The organism is Pseudoalteromonas sp. C2R02, assembly GCF_018860845.1.
In the GTDB taxonomy this organism is placed as follows: domain Bacteria; phylum Pseudomonadota; class Gammaproteobacteria; order Enterobacterales; family Alteromonadaceae; genus Pseudoalteromonas.
The window spans coordinates 163651-180477 of record NZ_JAHKQC010000040.1 but is presented as its reverse complement, the minus strand read 5'-3'; the positions used below and the strand labels follow the sequence as shown (position 1 = coordinate 180477).

Annotated in this window: 14 protein-coding genes; 11 read left to right on the top strand and 3 right to left on the bottom strand. The window is 33.6% G+C overall.

All coding sequences use genetic code 11. From position 1 onward, the window contains the following. Nucleotides 1-29: 29 nt before the first annotated feature. Nucleotides 30-953 carry a glycosyltransferase gene (locus tag KO527_RS18885; protein ID WP_216041817.1) on the bottom strand — a complete coding sequence of 308 codons (924 nt, stop codon included), beginning with the start codon at nt 951-953 and terminating at the stop codon, nt 30-32. A 228-nt stretch (nt 954-1181) separates the two neighbouring features. On the opposite strand from KO527_RS18885, the gene KO527_RS18880 reads away from it, so the two are divergent. The 5 genes from KO527_RS18880 (at nt 1182) to KO527_RS18860 (ending at nt 7018) form a co-directional block, all read left to right on the top strand. Further along, complete coding sequence (locus KO527_RS18880) at nt 1182-2357, top strand: glycosyltransferase (RefSeq protein WP_216041816.1); 1176 nt, start codon at nt 1182-1184, stop codon at nt 2355-2357. A gap of 17 nt (nt 2358-2374) precedes the next feature. Continuing rightward, nucleotides 2375-3076, top strand: coding sequence for an acyltransferase (locus tag KO527_RS18875; protein WP_216041815.1), 702 nt, complete (start codon nt 2375-2377; stop codon nt 3074-3076). 28 nt (nt 3077-3104) lie between these two features. Next, on the top strand, nt 3105-4223 hold the full coding sequence (locus KO527_RS18870; RefSeq protein WP_216041814.1) for a glycosyltransferase: 1119 nt from the start codon (nt 3105-3107) through the stop codon (nt 4221-4223). A gap of 248 nt (nt 4224-4471) precedes the next feature. Further along, nucleotides 4472-6541, top strand: coding sequence for an LruC domain-containing protein (locus KO527_RS18865; RefSeq protein ID WP_216041813.1), 2070 nt, complete (start codon nt 4472-4474; stop codon nt 6539-6541). Between the two features lie 9 nt (nt 6542-6550). Then, nucleotides 6551-7018: a hypothetical protein gene (locus KO527_RS18860; protein ID WP_216041812.1), complete on the top strand. Its 468-nt coding sequence runs from the start codon at nt 6551-6553 to the stop codon at nt 7016-7018. Between the two features lie 251 nt (nt 7019-7269). Here KO527_RS18860 and KO527_RS18855 read toward each other — a convergent pair whose 3' ends face one another. Further along, entirely contained in the window at nt 7270-7410 is a 141-nt protein-coding gene (locus KO527_RS18855; RefSeq protein ID WP_216041811.1) for a hypothetical protein, read from the bottom strand. Between the two features lie 463 nt (nt 7411-7873). Then, entirely contained in the window at nt 7874-8941 is a 1068-nt protein-coding gene (locus KO527_RS18850; protein ID WP_216041810.1) for a glycosyltransferase family 2 protein, read from the bottom strand. Between the two features lie 173 nt (nt 8942-9114). Between KO527_RS18850 and KO527_RS18845 the strand changes: the two genes are divergently transcribed. From KO527_RS18845 to KO527_RS18820, 6 genes are all read left to right on the top strand, one after another. Next, entirely contained in the window at nt 9115-10350 is a 1236-nt protein-coding gene (locus tag KO527_RS18845) for a glycosyltransferase (protein WP_216041809.1), read from the top strand. A 30-nt stretch (nt 10351-10380) separates the two neighbouring features. Beyond that, nucleotides 10381-11241, top strand: coding sequence for a hypothetical protein (locus tag KO527_RS18840; RefSeq protein WP_216041808.1), 861 nt, complete (start codon nt 10381-10383; stop codon nt 11239-11241). Then, nucleotides 11238-12683 (top strand): oligosaccharide flippase family protein, encoded by a 1446-nt coding sequence (locus KO527_RS18835; protein ID WP_216041807.1) that lies wholly within the window; start codon nt 11238-11240, stop codon nt 12681-12683. The genes KO527_RS18840 and KO527_RS18835 overlap by 4 nt, the downstream gene beginning before the upstream one ends. Beyond that, on the top strand, nt 12684-14084 hold the full coding sequence (locus KO527_RS18830; protein ID WP_216041806.1) for an O-antigen ligase family protein: 1401 nt from the start codon (nt 12684-12686) through the stop codon (nt 14082-14084). Nucleotides 14085-14270: 186 nt separating this feature from the next. Beyond that, complete coding sequence (locus KO527_RS18825; RefSeq protein WP_216041805.1) at nt 14271-15731, top strand: sugar transporter; 1461 nt, start codon at nt 14271-14273, stop codon at nt 15729-15731. An 11-nt stretch (nt 15732-15742) separates the two neighbouring features. Then, the gene (locus KO527_RS18820) at nt 15743-16819 is read left to right on the top strand and encodes a glycosyltransferase (RefSeq protein WP_216041804.1); all 1077 of its coding nucleotides are present in this window, start codon (nt 15743-15745) and stop codon (nt 16817-16819) included. Nucleotides 16820-16827: the final 8 nt, after the last annotated feature.

Genomic DNA, 16827 nt, shown 5'->3' with positions numbered 1-16827 from the left:
AAATAACCTCCTTATATTTAATACTTTAGTTAAATATACATCAATTGCTTAATGTCATGGAAAAAGTGTTTAAGATTTCTTTTATGGGGATATAAAAAAGCCGCTTTTATATCATGTTTTATAGCTAAGATTTTATGTCCTAATTGACGATGATAATCAGCATGGATCTCATTTAAATTTGCTTGTGCATGTTGTATCGTAAGAGGCTTTATATCGGGATGTAAACTCACACGTTCAATGATTTCACCAAGTGCCTCTAGGTGTTTTTCTTCAAAAGTATTCTGAGCATGCTTATGCATAAAATGTTCTGTGGTTATTTCATGGCAAAAATAGAAATTACCTTGCACTGCAAGTCTTAGCCAGCAATCCCAGTCAGAAGCAGTTTTTAAGCTAGGGTCAAAACCCCCTGATTTTAATATTGCATCTCTCCTGACCATTACAGTTGAGGAACCGATAACATTATTTTTAAGCAAGGTATTGAGGGCGCTTTTAAAAGGTATAAATTCATTACTGGCAAATTTATATGATTTTGAAAACTCGGATAAGTAAGTAAAACAATCAACAATAGGTTGATATTGTTTATCCACATTCAGATAATTGGTAAAAGACAACGTGCAAGTAGGGTGCGTTTTCATAAATTTAATTTGATTAACTAATTTATTATCATACCAAGTATCACCAGAATCTAAAAAAGTGATAAATTTACAGTTTGACTTATTGATAGCTAGATTTTTTGCATTAGCGATATTTGGTTTGTCATATTTAATCACGCGAATGCAATCATATCTTAATATAATATGTTGCAACCAGTCGGAAATATCTTCACTTACTCCATTATCTATTATAATGATTTCTAGTTGAGAGTTTTGTTGTCTTAAAATACTGCCCAATGATTTTGATAATAATTCTTTATTTTTATAACTAGGAATAATAATACATACATCTTTACACATGATTTACCCTCCGCAGAACCCGCTTAGTTAATTAGTATTTTTAAATTATCAAATAAATCTGCAAATAAAATGCCATGTAAGGGAGCTTAAAAGTACATACATACCTTCATTTTGCTTTGCAAAATGCAATAACATTTGCATAAAAATAAAAAATAGCCTCTATAAAGTTTAAAAACCCGGGCACGGTCTTTGCTCCTTGTTACTTATATCGAAATAGAGGGCTGAAAGATGAAGCACATTGCAGTTGTTATTCCTAATTTTCCAGTGCCATCAGAGACTTTTGTGGTGACAGAAATTAAAGCTTTGCTTAAGGCGAAACATAAGATAACAATTTTTTGCTTTAACCGAGCATATCACTTTATAGATCTCCCTAATCAGGTGAAGGTAATTGAAATCAATACGGCTTTGCCGATAGATATGAGTTTTATATTTTTCTTTAATCCGTTTTATTTATTGCAATCATTTATATGTGCCTATCGACAGCAAGAAATATCTACAAAGTCACTTTTATTTTATGGTGCTAAACTGGCTGCGTTAGCTAAAAAACACGGCTGTCAGCATTTTCATTGCCATTTTTTACACAGTGGGTTGGCTTATACGCTAGTTGCAGCGAAATTAGCGAGGTTAACTGTGTCAGGTGTTGGACATGAAACTGATATCAACATGGAAAGTAAAGATCTGCAGTATAAATTACAGATGTGTGATTTTTGCATATCGGTTTGTCAGGATATGAATAATACCTTCAATATGTTGGGAGCTAAAAAAAGTTATTTGCTTGAGTGTGGTGTGGATACATCGCATTTTTCTACTAATGGTTTTTCTGAACATTCAAAAACAAAAAATAATAGACTTAGACTATTATTTGTAGGTCGATTGATAGAAAAAAAAGGTCTTAATTACGCTTTAGACGCGCTTGCTAAAATTGACGTTGAGCATAGGCCATATTTAGATATTGTTGGCAAAGGACCTAAATATGAACAAATTGCAGATCAAATAGAAAAATTAAATTTAGGAGAGTTTGTTTGTTTACTCGGACATCACACTCCAAATTGGATAGTGCAAGCTGCAGGGCAATATGACGCATTTATTGCACCACTCAATACGCTTGAAAATGGAGAGGCTAATAACAGCTTACTCGCTTTAAAAGAAGCAATGGCAATGGGGCTTCCCGTGATCACTTGTGATACTAAAGGCTGTAAAGATGTTGTCAGTTGTGATGTGGGCTATGTTGTAAAACCTAAAGATCCTGAAGCATTAAAAGAAGCAATAGAATCATTAAATTATATAAAACCGAGTATCAGAAAAAAGATGGGATTATTAGCAAGACAAAGAGTTGAGCTTTTATTTGATTCAATTTCTCAAGCAAAAAAATTATCGAATTTAATTGAACAGATAAATAAGTAATTTTATTAGGAGGCTACATGTTAGTAAAAATGGTTTATTGGGTTAAAAATAGTGAAAGTGATTTTGGCTGTTTTTGTCGTAAATGGTTAAAAAAAATAATCAATCCTCAAGTACCAGTGATACCTTTTTTGCATCACGCTTTATTTTCTTTGCACATTCTTTTAGTGAATTTAATAGCTGACTTTTTGCGTATTATGTATTTTACACCATTATTTAAAAGTCAGATAAAAGGGTCTAAAAGTAATTTATATCTTTATTCTGGTATGCCGCTACTATTAGGGAATTTAGAAATTACACTAGGAAAGGATGTCAGAATGTCAGGTATCACTACCTTTTGTGGAAGAGCCTGTTCAACTACTAAAAATCAGCTGATCATCGGGGATAATGTTGATATAGGTTGGCAAAATTCAATTTCTGTTGGCACTAAAGTTATTATCGAAAATGATGTGAGGTTAGCAGGTAAGGTTTTTTTAGCAGGGTATCCTGGTCATCCTATTGATAGTGTTGATAGGGCCGCAGGAAAGCCTGATTTAGATGAACAGGTTGGGGATATTGTTATAAAACAAGGGGCTTGGTTAGGAACAGGTGTAACAGTACTTGCAGGGGTAACAATTGGCTGTGGCACAATTATAGGTGCAGGCTCTGTAGTGACTAAAGACATTCCTGATAATTGCATTGCAGCAGGAAACCCTGCGCGGGTTGTTAAGTCTATTAAGTAAGCTTTAATTAATATTAAAGGAATTTATTATGCGAATGATTGTTTTTGGTGAAGACTGGGGAGCACACCCTAGTAGTACTCAGCATTTAATTAAAGAGATTGCACAATCTAACTCTGTAAGTTGGATAAATTCAGTTGGCATGCGTTCACCTAAATTAAGTCTTCGAGATTTTAAACGCCTGTATAATAAATGTAAGAGTATATTTTTAAAAAATAAAAAAGAGCAGCAATATACTGAAGTTAAAGTTTATAACCCTAAGGTTCTACCTTGGCATCAGTTTTCATGGGTAAACGCATTTAATAAAAAGCAACTAAAAAAAACACTTTCTTTAGAAAACCAAAGTGATGAGCCAATTACATATTGGGTAAGTGTACCCACAGCTATTAGCTTGATAGATAAACGTGAACAAGATCAAATTATATATTATTGCGGTGATGACTTTTCAGGTTTAGAGGGGGTCGATTATTCTATGGTTGAAAAATTTGAGAAAGAACTGATCGATCAAGCTGATATTATTTATGTTGTTAGCGATGAATTAATGGCAAAAATGCCTGAAGAAAAAACGATAATGTTAAGGCATGGCGTTGATTTTAAATTATTTAATCATCCAAAAGTCATTAACCCTATGCTTAAAAAACATAGACCCACAATCGGTTTTTACGGTTCATTATCAAATTGGCTAGATATTGAATTATTAATAAATCTTGTAAAAATACGGCCTGAATATGACCTGCTATTAATTGGTGAAATAAAAATTAATTTAGATAAATTATTAGCTTTTAAAAATGTATCACATATTGAAGCGATTTCTCATGAATCGCTACCAGAATTTTCACAGCATTGGCAAGTTGCATTATTACCTTTTGTTGATAATGCGCAAATTAGAGCTTGTGATCCGCTAAAATTAAAAGAATATCTCGCAGCTGGAGTACCAGTTGTGGCTACTGATTTTCCTGCGGTTCATAAATATAAAGAAATTATCATGATAGCTTCATCTACTGAGACTTTTATAAAAAGAGTCGATTGGGCTGTATGTATGAATGCTTATTATGGTTTAATTTGGCGTCAAGTATCGGCGGGTTTTGTTAAAAAAGATAGCTGGAAAAATAAATCTGAAGATGTTTTAGAACAAATTTTAAAATCATAGAATTAAATTTAATCACTTTATTTTAAGGTCGCACTTCATTATTTAATTGCAGCCTTAATTATTCCTGATAAACCTTCATTACGTATTTTCTTCATTTTTTATCTATTCTTGATTTGCAATATGCAAATTTATAATCTCATATTGCGATTAGATAAAAACGTTAATTTATAACTGATTGAAATTTAATGAATAAAATAATGGCCTGTTCAATGCATTTCCTTTGTTAGCTTTATTTTTTGGAGAGACATATGAAAAATTATCAGGCGTTAATAGGTATAGGATTGTTTTCGAGTTTATCAGTTCAGGCGGCACCTTTTGATACTTGTCCGTCAAAAGCTTTTTTGGTTCAAGATACAACAGCAAGATTATATGGTGTTAATTTAGTCTCTGGTAGTGCGCCTGAACTTGAAAATGATATGGGGACTTCTAGTAAGGTCAATGGTATTGGTTTTAGTGTTCATGACAGATATTTATATGGCTGGGGTTATGAAGCTGGCACTTTAGTGAGAATAGGCAAAGATTTCCAAGTAGAGGCCTTGCCTTTAAGTGGCGCGCCCAATCAGAATTTTTATGTGGGTGATGTGTCAGTACAAGAAAATAGTTATTATTTTTATAGAAAAGGTAATGATTACGGCTTATATCGTATCGAACTTGACGAAACTAGTGCGGCATATTTACAAGTAGCCAAGATTATAAATGGCGGTTTGTTAAACTTAAATATTTTTGATTTAGCTTTTCATCCAGATACAAATGATGCTTATAGTGTGGATAGTAGTGGGATTTTACATCAAATTGACGTCACTGATGGCAGTAGTACAGCACTTATTAATGTTGGGCAAAGTGGTACTTTTGGCGCTGTATATTTTGATGTGGAAGGTACTTTTTATATTAGCCGGAATAGTGATGGTAGTATTTTTAGAATAGATGTTTCTAGTGACTCTCCTCAGGCCGAGTTATTCGCATCAGGCCCCGCATCTGGTAATAACGATGGAGCACGTTGTGCTACAGCTCCTATAATAGATGAAGACGATACCACAATAGATTTTGGTGATGCGCCCAGTAGTTATGGTTTATCACTTGCTGACAATGGTGCAAGGCATGAGTTTGATAGCTCAGGGCTATTTTTAGGCAGTATCGTAAATGGTGAGTCTACACCAAAAAGCGTTGATGATAGTGATGATGGTGTTGAGTTTATAACTGGTTTTGAAGCCGGGTTAGATACGCTAATTCGTGTCACATCTTCAACAGAAGGTTATTTGAATGCATGGTTTGATTGGAATCAAAATGGTGAGTTTGATGAAGATGAACAAACGATTACTTCAGAGGCATTAGAAGCGGGAGAAAACTATATTTTATTAGAAGTGCCAAGTGATGCAACAGTTGGCGATACTTGGATGCGCTTTAGGGCAACCGAAAGTACAGATGTGGGTGTTAATGGTGGTGTGGCTAATGGTGAAGTTGAGGATTATCAAGAGAATGTAACAGATCCTGGCATGTCTACAACTTACTATCCTGGTGCTGGTTCTTGGGTAACATTAGCTTACGAAGATTTATGGCCTGAAATAGGAGATTATGACTTTAATGATGTTGTTGTAAATTATAGAACAACAATAAATAAAGTTGGTTCAAGTGTTATTCGTTATGTTATTGAAGGTCAGCTTAATGCAGTTGGTGCCGGTTATCATAATGGCTTTGCAGTAAGGTTTAAAAATTTACCCCGTGGTTATGTTAACGAAGGTTTAATTCGCCATGAAATTGATGGGGCTTTGCAATCAAGTGTGGCTTTAGAGGCTGGAAGAAGTGAAGCAATATTAGTTGTTATTCCTGATACAAAAAGAGCTTATAGCAGTGCATGTACTTATTTTAGAACAAATGGCTGTGAAAGTGATCCTACGATTAGTTTTAAAATAACCTTACCTTTAAGTACGCCTATTGATTCGGCTGTAGCACCTTCTGGTTTATTAGACCCCTTTATATTTGCTGTAAATGGCTATGCTCATGGCGACTTTGTAAATATAAATAATGCACGTGCTTGGGAAGTCCACCTTAAAAACCAAGAGCCGACAGAGGCATTTGATACTAGTTTATTTGAAAAAGCTGATGATGTCAGCGATTCATCTCTAGGTCGTTATTTCCAAACTGCAACAGGTTTACCTTTTGCGATGGAAATGGGAGTGAATTGGTCTCACCCAAAAGAAAATATTGATTTAAATACTGCTTATCCATTATTTAGAGATTTTGCAGAGACCGCTGGTAGCTTAAATTCAACCTGGTTTAATAGCCCTCAAGGCGTAAACGTTATAACGAATAGTAATTAGGAGTCTATTATGAAATATTTTAAAAGTAGTACTTTAGTTGTTTTAATATCGATTTTAATGGGCTGTGGTGGTGGCGGTGAAAGTGAGTCAAAAGCGGCTGCTCCAGAGCCTATAGCAGTCGTGAGTGATCCACCACAAGATAATACAGTTAAAAAAACTGCGGATATTGTTGCTGATGCAGACTTTGATTTTTCAACCAAGTTTAATTTAAAATTGGATGCAAAGTTAGCGGGATTAGATCAAAGGGCTTATTTAAATGTATGTTTAGCGCCTGAAGAGGGTAATAAGGTAAATCTTAATTCATGTTTATTTAGAGCGCCTTTAAACGAAAATGGTTTAACTGAGTCTATAATGATCAGCCATTCAGAGATTAAGTTAGTTGCTCAAGTTTGGTTTTATGATGGCAGCACAACACCTTTGCAATATGAGTGGCAATATCAAGGCGAGCAAGCAGAACAAAGTTTTTTGATTAGATAAATAACAATTAATTATGATTATTTATTCTAATTAAAAGTATAAATACTTAAAACAAAAAAACCTTCATTATATTGAAGGTTTTTTTATGTTTTAAATAAAATACAGTAAAACTCCCTGTCTTACTGTATTTGTATTTCATGAAAATATAAACATAAATAACTAATTAGTGTGAAACTGATAGTTTTAAAATCCAGTTTAACTAAATGCGAGTGAATCAATTGTAGTGTATTGTACCCACTTGAATTTATGAGTTATTTACAACGAACGACTCCAGATAGCGCTAGTTTTTTACCATAGCTATTTAACTTAGAAAGCATTCTTTGTCTTTTTGATGTTGGTTTTACAGTTTCATTATTTAATTGGGTTGAATTAGCTATATTTAAATTAGTCATGGTCTTACTCCGGTCGTTAGTAAACAGTGAGTCTATTTTGCAACCAAATATAAAAAATTCCTAACGAGTTTTTTTATGTTTTTCAGATTAGAAAAACTAATGGTTATTTTATTTGGGAAGTGTGATTGTTAAAGTTTGAATATATATCTAGATGTTTTGATATTTTATTAAAGTGAAGATCGTACTTCGATGCGTATTTCATAAATTAAGTAGTCATTTAGTGGTAGTTAAAGGATATTAAACACAGATTTTGCGTTCTGAGGATAAGTTAAGTATCTCCATTCATTAAGGCAAGGAATTAGTTACTAGTAATGGTTGTTCTCTAATCGAAACTAATAATGGAATAAGCAAGAAATAAAAGGTGAGTTTTAAAATAATTGATGAATAATTATATTTCTATAATTTATTCATCAATTATTTTTTTATTCTAAAATGCGGGAATAGGTATTTTCAATAAATAATTTTATTTGCATTTTGCAACGGAACCTGCAAAAAATATTAAGATAAAAGTCTTTACGTCAGATAAAGCCGCCTTTAATAGACGCCATGAAGGGGAGAGTGCGAATGCGATTAAGTGATATAAACAGGGTTTTACACTTTTGCTCAACCTTATAAGTAAGCTATTTCTCTGGTTTGTAGATATACGATGATATTCAGCATAACCAGTAAATAAGCGAGATAAGCATTGTAAAAATGCTAATGGATTGATTTTTAATACCTCTTTAGAATATCTCTGCATTATTTTTTGCATGTAATTTAAGCGAAGTTGTACATTTGATGTTTCTGAACCTGGACGCATTAAATAAGCGAGATCAACACTGTTAGTAAAGCCTATAGGACCTAATAGAGATGCTTTTAGCCAAAAGTCCCAATCCTCTGCTGACTCTAATGCCTCATCAAAATATAGCTCTTCGTTTAGTGCTTTCTTATTTAGCATCACACCTGAAGTGCCAATAACATTTTCTGCAAAAATTGTGGCAGTACCAACGAGGTCTAATTTTGAATAACCATTTGAATTAGATTCGTTTAAATGCTTCTTAAAGCGAGGCCAATAACCAAAACAATTACCTAAGTCTTCATTTTTTTCATTGAAATGCAAGTAGTTACAAAAGCTTAAGGTTACGCTTGGTTGAGATTTATGGAAGTTAATTTGTTTCAATAGTTTACGAGGTAACCAATAATCATCTGCATCAAGAAAGGCGATATATTGTCCTAGAGCTTTTTTTAAGCCATAGTTTCTCGCTTTTGCAACACCACCACCTGCTAATCTTACTGGTTTTATTCGCTGATCACATTTAGCTGCTAATGATAAATAGTGCCAAGTCTTATCGGTTGAGCCATCATCTAAGATTAAAATCTCAATCGATTCCACATGTTGTTTTTGAATGCTCTTTATCGCTTGAGGCAAATACTCTAAGCAGTTGTAAGTCGGAATTATGATTGATATTTCAGGTTTTTCTACATAGTGATGGCTATCAATTAGCATTTGATTTGAAAAGTTTTTTTGAATTAATAATTCTAAATCAGTCATTGGTACTCTCCTAAAATTAATCTTTGATGAATGGCATTCAAATTGCAAATTACTTTATTCAACGCTTCATAATAGTTATTTAATACGCATTTGACATGCCACTTTGAAGTAAGGTTTAAAAATAAAGTGAGTCAAAGGGATTGAAGCAAAATTTAACTTATGGATGTGAAATTATGAATAAAATCGCATATGTATTACCTAGTTATCCTGTTCTGTCAGAGACTTTTGTTGGCACAGAAATGAGAGCGATGGAAGCTTTTGGGCACGATGTGCAGCCAATCGCATTCATTCATCATTTGGGCGAATACCAACAACAAGATAGTGAGCTAAAAGCACGTACTCTCTATTTATGTGATTACAGTAAAGGTATTGCATTCAAGGCGTTAAGCTTTTTACGTCCAACAGTAATTAAAGCCTTAAAGTTTGCATTTTTACAACAAGGAATATCATTTAAGTCTTTGATTGGTAATGCATTAAAGTTAGCTTATTTAGCTAAAAAAAATAACTGTACTCACTTTCACGCGCATTTTTCGCAAGGTACTGCTGCAACTGCAATCGTAGCTGCTAGATTGTGTGGTGCAACAGTTTCTTTTGTTGGCCATGGATATGATGTATATGCGACCCCGCAAGATTTAGCATTAAAACTAAACTCAGTAGACTTTGTTGTTGCAGTTTGCAAAGACATGGCGGCTGATTTTAGAGACATGGCGCCTAAGGTAGATATCTCATTAATATATTGTGGCATTGAAAAACAAAGGTTTTCTCAAGTTCAGTCAAATGTAGTCAGTATCACAAAAAATAAAAACATCGCAAAATGCGAATTAAAATTAAAAACTCAGCAAGAAAAAAATATAAAACTACTCTTTATAGGACGGTTATGTGAAACCAAAGGGTTATTCACTTTATTAAATGCATTAAAGATGATTGATGTAAATAAACGACCTTGTATTGATTTGGTTGGCGATGGCGTGCTTAGGGATCAGCTTGAGCAATATGTTAAAAAAAACCAATTAACGAAATATGTTCAATTCTTAGGTTCTAAGCAATCAAATTGGTTTATTGAGCATAGTCAAGATTACGCAGCTATGGTTGCGCCTTTTGAGTTAGCTAAAAATGGTGACAGAGATACAGGACCAGTAGTTGTAAAAGAAGCTATGGCATTGAAATTGCCCGTGATCACAACATTTTTTATGGGCTGTAATGAATTTTTAACATCCGATAGTGGTTTAAGAGTACCGCCAAAAGATCCGGTTAGATTAGCTCAAATGATTAAGCAGTTTTTAGATATGCCTATTGAAGATATACAAAAAATGAAAAATAGTGCTTATGACCGAGTGAGTAATTTTTATACATCAGAGATACAAGCATCGTGTTTATCTGCAATGATTGTAAGAAAAAACCAGCAGTAAATAATCAATATTTGTTCGGGAGGAATAAACATGCGTTTTAAATATGATGGAGTATTTTCAATATTTACAAAACGATTGGTTAAAAGAGCCAGCCAAGTTTTATCTTTTTCTGTGCGTTATATCGATTTTACTTTTATTCTTTTAACCCACAATCAAAAACAACTTGAAAAATTACAGATTGAAAATGAGTGTGTGCTAACTGAGTTAGAAATAAATGCTTTACCTTTATGTCCTATTAATCAAAAAGATAAATTAATTTCTCAGTTTAACCAAAGCAACGAGCAGTTAAGTCACTTATCCATTAATGATAAGAAGCAAACTGAATTTGTAGCAAGAGAGCGAAATGTCGTTTCTTTAGTGATCCACCAAAATCAAGTTTGTTTGATGAAATGTTATGAAAATATTAATTGTTTAATTAACGAAGTTCGAGCGTTAGATAAGCTTAAAAAAATTGATGGTGTGCCTAAATTACTTGATATTAACTTAAGTAAAAAACAAGCCTATCAAAGTTTTATGCCTGGTATTAGCTTAGCTCATAGTTTAATAAAGCAAGGTTGCACGGAAGAGGAAATATACTTATATGAAAATGAAATGTCAGAAAATAATGGTTACCCTAAGCACCTTTTTAAGGATTATGGCCGCAATTTAGTATCGGATGACTTTATTTCTCAATTTAAACAGTTATTACATGATATTCATAAAAATGACGTATTAATCAGAGATGTAAAATTTGGCAATATTATTAACAATAATGGGATCCCGCTTTTAGTTGACTTTGATTGTGCTTCAATTCTTAAAAATACTAAGGAAGATAAGTTAAGAACACTTAATGAAAATGCATTATTTAACAGGTTATTGCCTCTTGATCTTCCTACAGGAACTAACTTATGAGTCGCAATGTTGCATTACATCAAGCCTTCTATTATGGCTTAGGCATTTTAATGATGAAATCAGTATCGTTAGTAATGCTGCCTGTGGTGACATTTTATTTAACACCAGCAGAGTACGGTTCTCTTGAGTTATTACTGAGTATTTCTAATTTTGCTACTATTCTTGTTGGTTTTGGTTTAGTTGAAGCACTTTATAGATTTGTAGGTTTAAGTAAAAATACCTCTGATGAAACACATGTTATTTCAAATATCTTATCTTTAGCAATTCTTATTGGTATTTTTAGTTTATTAATCGGTTTATATATTTCACCATTTTTAGTTAATAACCTGTTCTCAAATATTAGTTTATTTGATATGCAATTGGTTGTAGTGATGTTTTCAGTTGAAGGTTGTATCGCCATTCCTTTAGCTTGGCTAAGAATGAAAGAAAATGCACGTAGCTTTTTTTTACTGACGACAGGAAAAGCGGCTATTCAGGCTTTTTTATCTTGGCAGTTACTCAGTGCCGGATATGGTCTTACTGCGATTTTAATTGCAGGAGTGGTATCTGCATTGTTGTTGATGAGTATTTTAATAGCATTACAAATTCGAAAAACAGGCTTGAGCTTTAATAAAAAACGATTAACTCAAATCTTATTATATGGCAGTCCTTTAGTTCTCAGTGGTATTGCTGCATTTGCGTTGATTGGTGCAGATCGCTGGATCATTGCTGCTATTTCTTCTGAGTCAGAGTTAGGTTTATATGCTTTAGGTAAAAAATTAGCGTCAATTACGTTAATTTTAATGCAGCCCTTTTGCATGTGGTGGAACGCAAGACGCTTTAAACAATTAAAACAAGATAACGGTGCACAAAAAGTCGCCCATTTTAGTTCTTTAGGCATCGCTTTAGTGATGTGTTGTGCAAGTGTAATTTGTATCTTCTCTCCTTTATTTATAAATATAATGATCAATAGTCAGTTTTCATCGGCAATTATATATATTCCTTGGCTTGCGCTATTTTATGTTGTTAAACAAACAACAGACTTAATAAATTTAGGATCTTATTTAGGGAAAACCACTTGGAACGTTATGTCTATAGATATGGTAACAGCTGCAATTTCTCTTTGTTTGAGTTACTTTTTAAGCCAATACTTTAAAATACCAGGGGTCATTCTTGCTTTAATTATTGCGCAATTATGTAGGGGGGTATTGTTTTATCAAAGCAGTCAAAAGGTATTAACGCTAAATTATGAATGGAAAAAGCTCATTCTTTTAGCTTTATTATGCAGCTTGGGCGTTTTCATTGTTTTTCAAATTGATGAGTTATTGAAGCAATCAATAATCGCAGGATTATTCAGCTGTATATTATGTTTATTTCTTTATGTGAGTCAGTTAGCGAATTTTAATAAATTTGAAAATAGCAAAGCCCTTGAGCCAAGAGTCGTCACCAGAAGGGGGGCTTAAATGGTTTATTATACTAGTATTACATATTCATTATTGGTTGGGTTAATTTGGTTTTTTATGCCATCGCCTATAGTAGTAATCGCCTTATTTATTGCGCCATTAATTGTGGTTAAAGTGGTTAAGTATCCTTATGTTATTTGCCTCGGATTTATTATATTTTCATTTTTTAGGATCCATGAAGCTTTCCCTGTATTAAGCCCTTTGCATATACCTCAACTGCTAGCCCTATCATCACTTGGTGTATTGGGTTGGCATTTATTTGTATCTAAACAAATCGAGTGTTACTGGACAACACAATTATCTTGGTTTGCCAGTTTCTTTGGCTTGGTTGTTATAGGTCTTATGTTTGCCAGTAATAAAGCTGAGGCAATAGGTACTTTTAGTGCGACTTATATCAAAATTGCAATTATGGCACTTGCAATTGTATGGCTTAGTCGTAAACCCGAAGATTTTTTGTTAGCCAGTCGATTATTTTTAATCGCAGGTGTCACTGTTGCCCTTGTTGCACTTAATAATAAAGCCAATGGCATTGGTTTAGTTGAAGGTACACGCGTCACAATCGGTCGTGATATTGGTTCTATATTGGGAGATCCTAATGATTTATCTCTTGTTTTGCTTTTTCCAAGTAGTTTTGGGCTCAGTTTATTTTTTTCTCAAGGTATCAGTAAGTTAGAACGCCTTTTAAGTCTTATTGGTTTTATTACATTAGCCAGTGCCATCATAGCCACACAAAGTAGAGGTGGATTATTGGGCATTATGGCTATTTGTGGCTACTTTGCTTGGATTAAAGTGAAATCTAAAATATTGTTAATCAGTGCTGTTGGCATGCTGTTACCTATTTTATTTGTCGCTGCAGGGATCTCAGATCGTTCTTCTGGTGGTGCCGCTGAAGATGGGATTGACGAATCTGCTATGGGACGAATTTACGCTTGGGGAGCTGCGATAAAAATGGCTGTATCAAACCCACTGACAGGGGTTGGACTTGATAATTTTTATATTAACTACTATTACTTTAGCTCACATTGGGATGGAAAAAATCACGCAGTTCATAGTACTTGGTTTGGTATTTTAGCTGAAACAGGGTTTTTAGGTCTAGGTGTATTTATTGGATTATTAGTGAGCTTGTTCAAAAAATTAAGAAAATCCCAGCAACAATTAGAGTTACTTATTCTGATGTGTCAATCGTCAGGAAGTAAACAAGAAAATAAAGCATTAAACGTAATTCAAACATTTTCATTTTCTGTTTTTGCGGGGTTATTGAGCTTTATGATTTCAGGCACATTTTTAACACAAGGTTTCACTTGGCCTTTTTATATATTAATGGCTTTAACAATCTCTTTATGCCATTACATTGAGGAGCAGTATTTAAAATCTAATATAGACCAAAACCAATCGAATTAAATTTGTAGTCAATAGTAGTCTAACGCTAAATCGACATAAGGTGTTTATTCCAACAATCCAATTTATTGGCAGCCTTATTGCGTTATATAACTTTATGGATGCAAAAACTTTTAAATAATTGTTTTTTGCTAAGAAGTTAGAGGTAAAGCGCAGTTTGCTTTGCAAATTGCAAATAAGGAGTCGTTAATGTTGATTAGAGACCAAATAAGGAGAATTGTTTACCTCTCGTTATATGCTTTATATACGAGAGCTAAAATGATGATATTGCCACTTATATTAGTGCCAACCTTAGTTGTGACTATCTCTTTAATGGCAGAAAAACAATATACCAATCATACAACTATTCTTATTGAAGAATCAGCATTACTAAACCCATTTTTAGATGAATTATCTTTTTCTTTCGAACTTAAAGACAGAATGGAGGCATTACGTACTTTAGTAATTAGCCGTAAAGTGCTCGGTGCTGTTGCTCGAGAAGTGAAACTTGTGCCGGAAGATGCCTCAGAGTTAGACGTTGATAAAATGCAGAAAAAATTAAGCAAAGGTTTATCTCTCTCACTTGTTGGCGACGAATTGGTGAGAATTCATTTCAAATGGCCACATAGAGAGCAGATGAAGCCAGTTCTTGAAGCTTTGGTGGATAAGTTTATAGAAAGGCTGCTTGCACCTACAAAAACCTCTTTAGATACTTCTGAGCAATTCTTTTCTCAGCAGTTAAATATATTAAGAACTGAGTTAGAGTTTTCGGAAGAAAGTCTTAGTAATTTTAAAGCTGAAAACAGTGAATCATTGCCTGAGCTATTTAGTTCAAATAGAGAAACCCTTGAGAATTTAGAGCTGCAAAAACAGCAAAAATCGGTTGAATTAAGCGGTGCAAAAGCACGACTTGATGCGCTGTCTAATAAGTTAGGTAAGGCGAATCCAATTTTAGGGATCCTAGAAAGTAAGATTATTAATGTTGAATCAGAAATCGCTTTATTAAGGACGCGTTATACCGATAAACATAGTCAAATCCAAGCTAAGTTACGCACATTATATAACTTAAAAAAACGTCAATCGCAATTAATGGCACAAAATACGCAGTTAGATACAAGTGATATGGATAAATTATGGCAAATGGCAAATACATTACCTTCTGCTGATGGTAATAACGACAATAGTTTATTAGTTACACAGTTAGTTGCATTACAAGAATCTAAAAATAATGTATCTCAAATAGAGCAAGAATTTAATATGTTAGAGATGCAAATTAAACAATTATCAGGTCGTTTATCAAGTACATCAGGAGTTGAAAAAGAACTGCATAAACTTGAACGAGATTATGAAGTGAAACAGTTACTTTATAAAGAAATGTTAAGCCGTTACGAAATGGCAAAAATGACCGGTAAATTAGTACGTTATGAAGGGCCAGATAAAGTTAAAACAATAGAAAAAGCATTTAGCCCGACAAATGCAATTAATCAACCGATAATTTTGATTTTATTTATTGGTTTAGGCCTAGGGATATTGGCTGGTGTGGCTTCAATTTTCTTAAGTGTATTATGTGATAGCACTATTCAAGATGTTGAAAATATTGAAAAAACAACTGGTAACAAAGTGATTTCAGTTATACCAGTCATTGAAACTATTGATAATGATATTTATTGAGAGAGGTAATTATGGTTAATGTAATGCAGTTAGTTCAGCACTTTAAAATAGGTGGCCTTGAAAAAATGGTTTTTGAGCTTAGTAGTAAAAGTTCTCACAGCCAAGAAACGCATGTTGTAGCGTTAGAAGGTGAATGTGAAGACGTTCTCAATAGCTGGCCTCAATTAAATGCACTTTCTCATATTTGTTGTTTAGATAAAAAACCTGGAATTAGTTTGAAAGTTGTTGAGCAACTGGTTGAATTAATTGACAAGTATCAAATTGATATCATTCATAGCCATCATATAGGACCTATGCTTTATGCCGCTTATGCAGTGAGTAAAAGACCTAATGTAAAACATATCAGTACCGTTCATGATGCATGGTATTTGAATAACTGGCGTTATCGTTGGATCACCAGGTTACTGTGTAAATTTAGCCCTATCACAATTGTTGCTGATGCAGCTGCTGTTGCAGATGAAGTTTATAATAAAGTAGATTTTAAAGCGCAGCAAATAGTGATTAATGGTATAGATAGTGTCGAGTTTAGCCCGCTCAATATGCAATACGCAAGATATCAACTCAACTTGCCTCGCAAAATGAAATTAATAGGCTGTGCAGCAAGAGTTGAAGAGGGAAAAGGCCATAAAGCACTATTAGAGCAGTTAGTTAATTTTTCAGATGAATATCAACTTGTTTTTGCTGGAGCTGGATCTAAATTAGCAGAATATAAAATGTTAGCTAAAACATTAGGTGTTGATCATAGAGTTCACTGGTTAGGTAATGTTAATCAAATGGTCACTTTTTATTCTGCAATTGATATCTTTTGTTTATTTTCAGAACGAGAGGGTTTGCCTTTAAGTATTTTAGAAGCCATGTCGTGTAATAAACCTGTTGTAGCGAGTAATGTTGGCGGGATCAGTGAAGTTGTTACATTGCGGTGTGGTGTTTTACTTGAGTTAAATGAAGCTCATTTGTTACCAAGTGCAGTATCAAATGCATGTAATTTAAAACAAGATAATGTGATCCGTGAAGAAGCGATAAAACAAGGTTGTTCTCGTGTTATGGCTGCCCAGTACGATGCATTATACGATTCAGTTTTAGTGTAAAAGGAGTG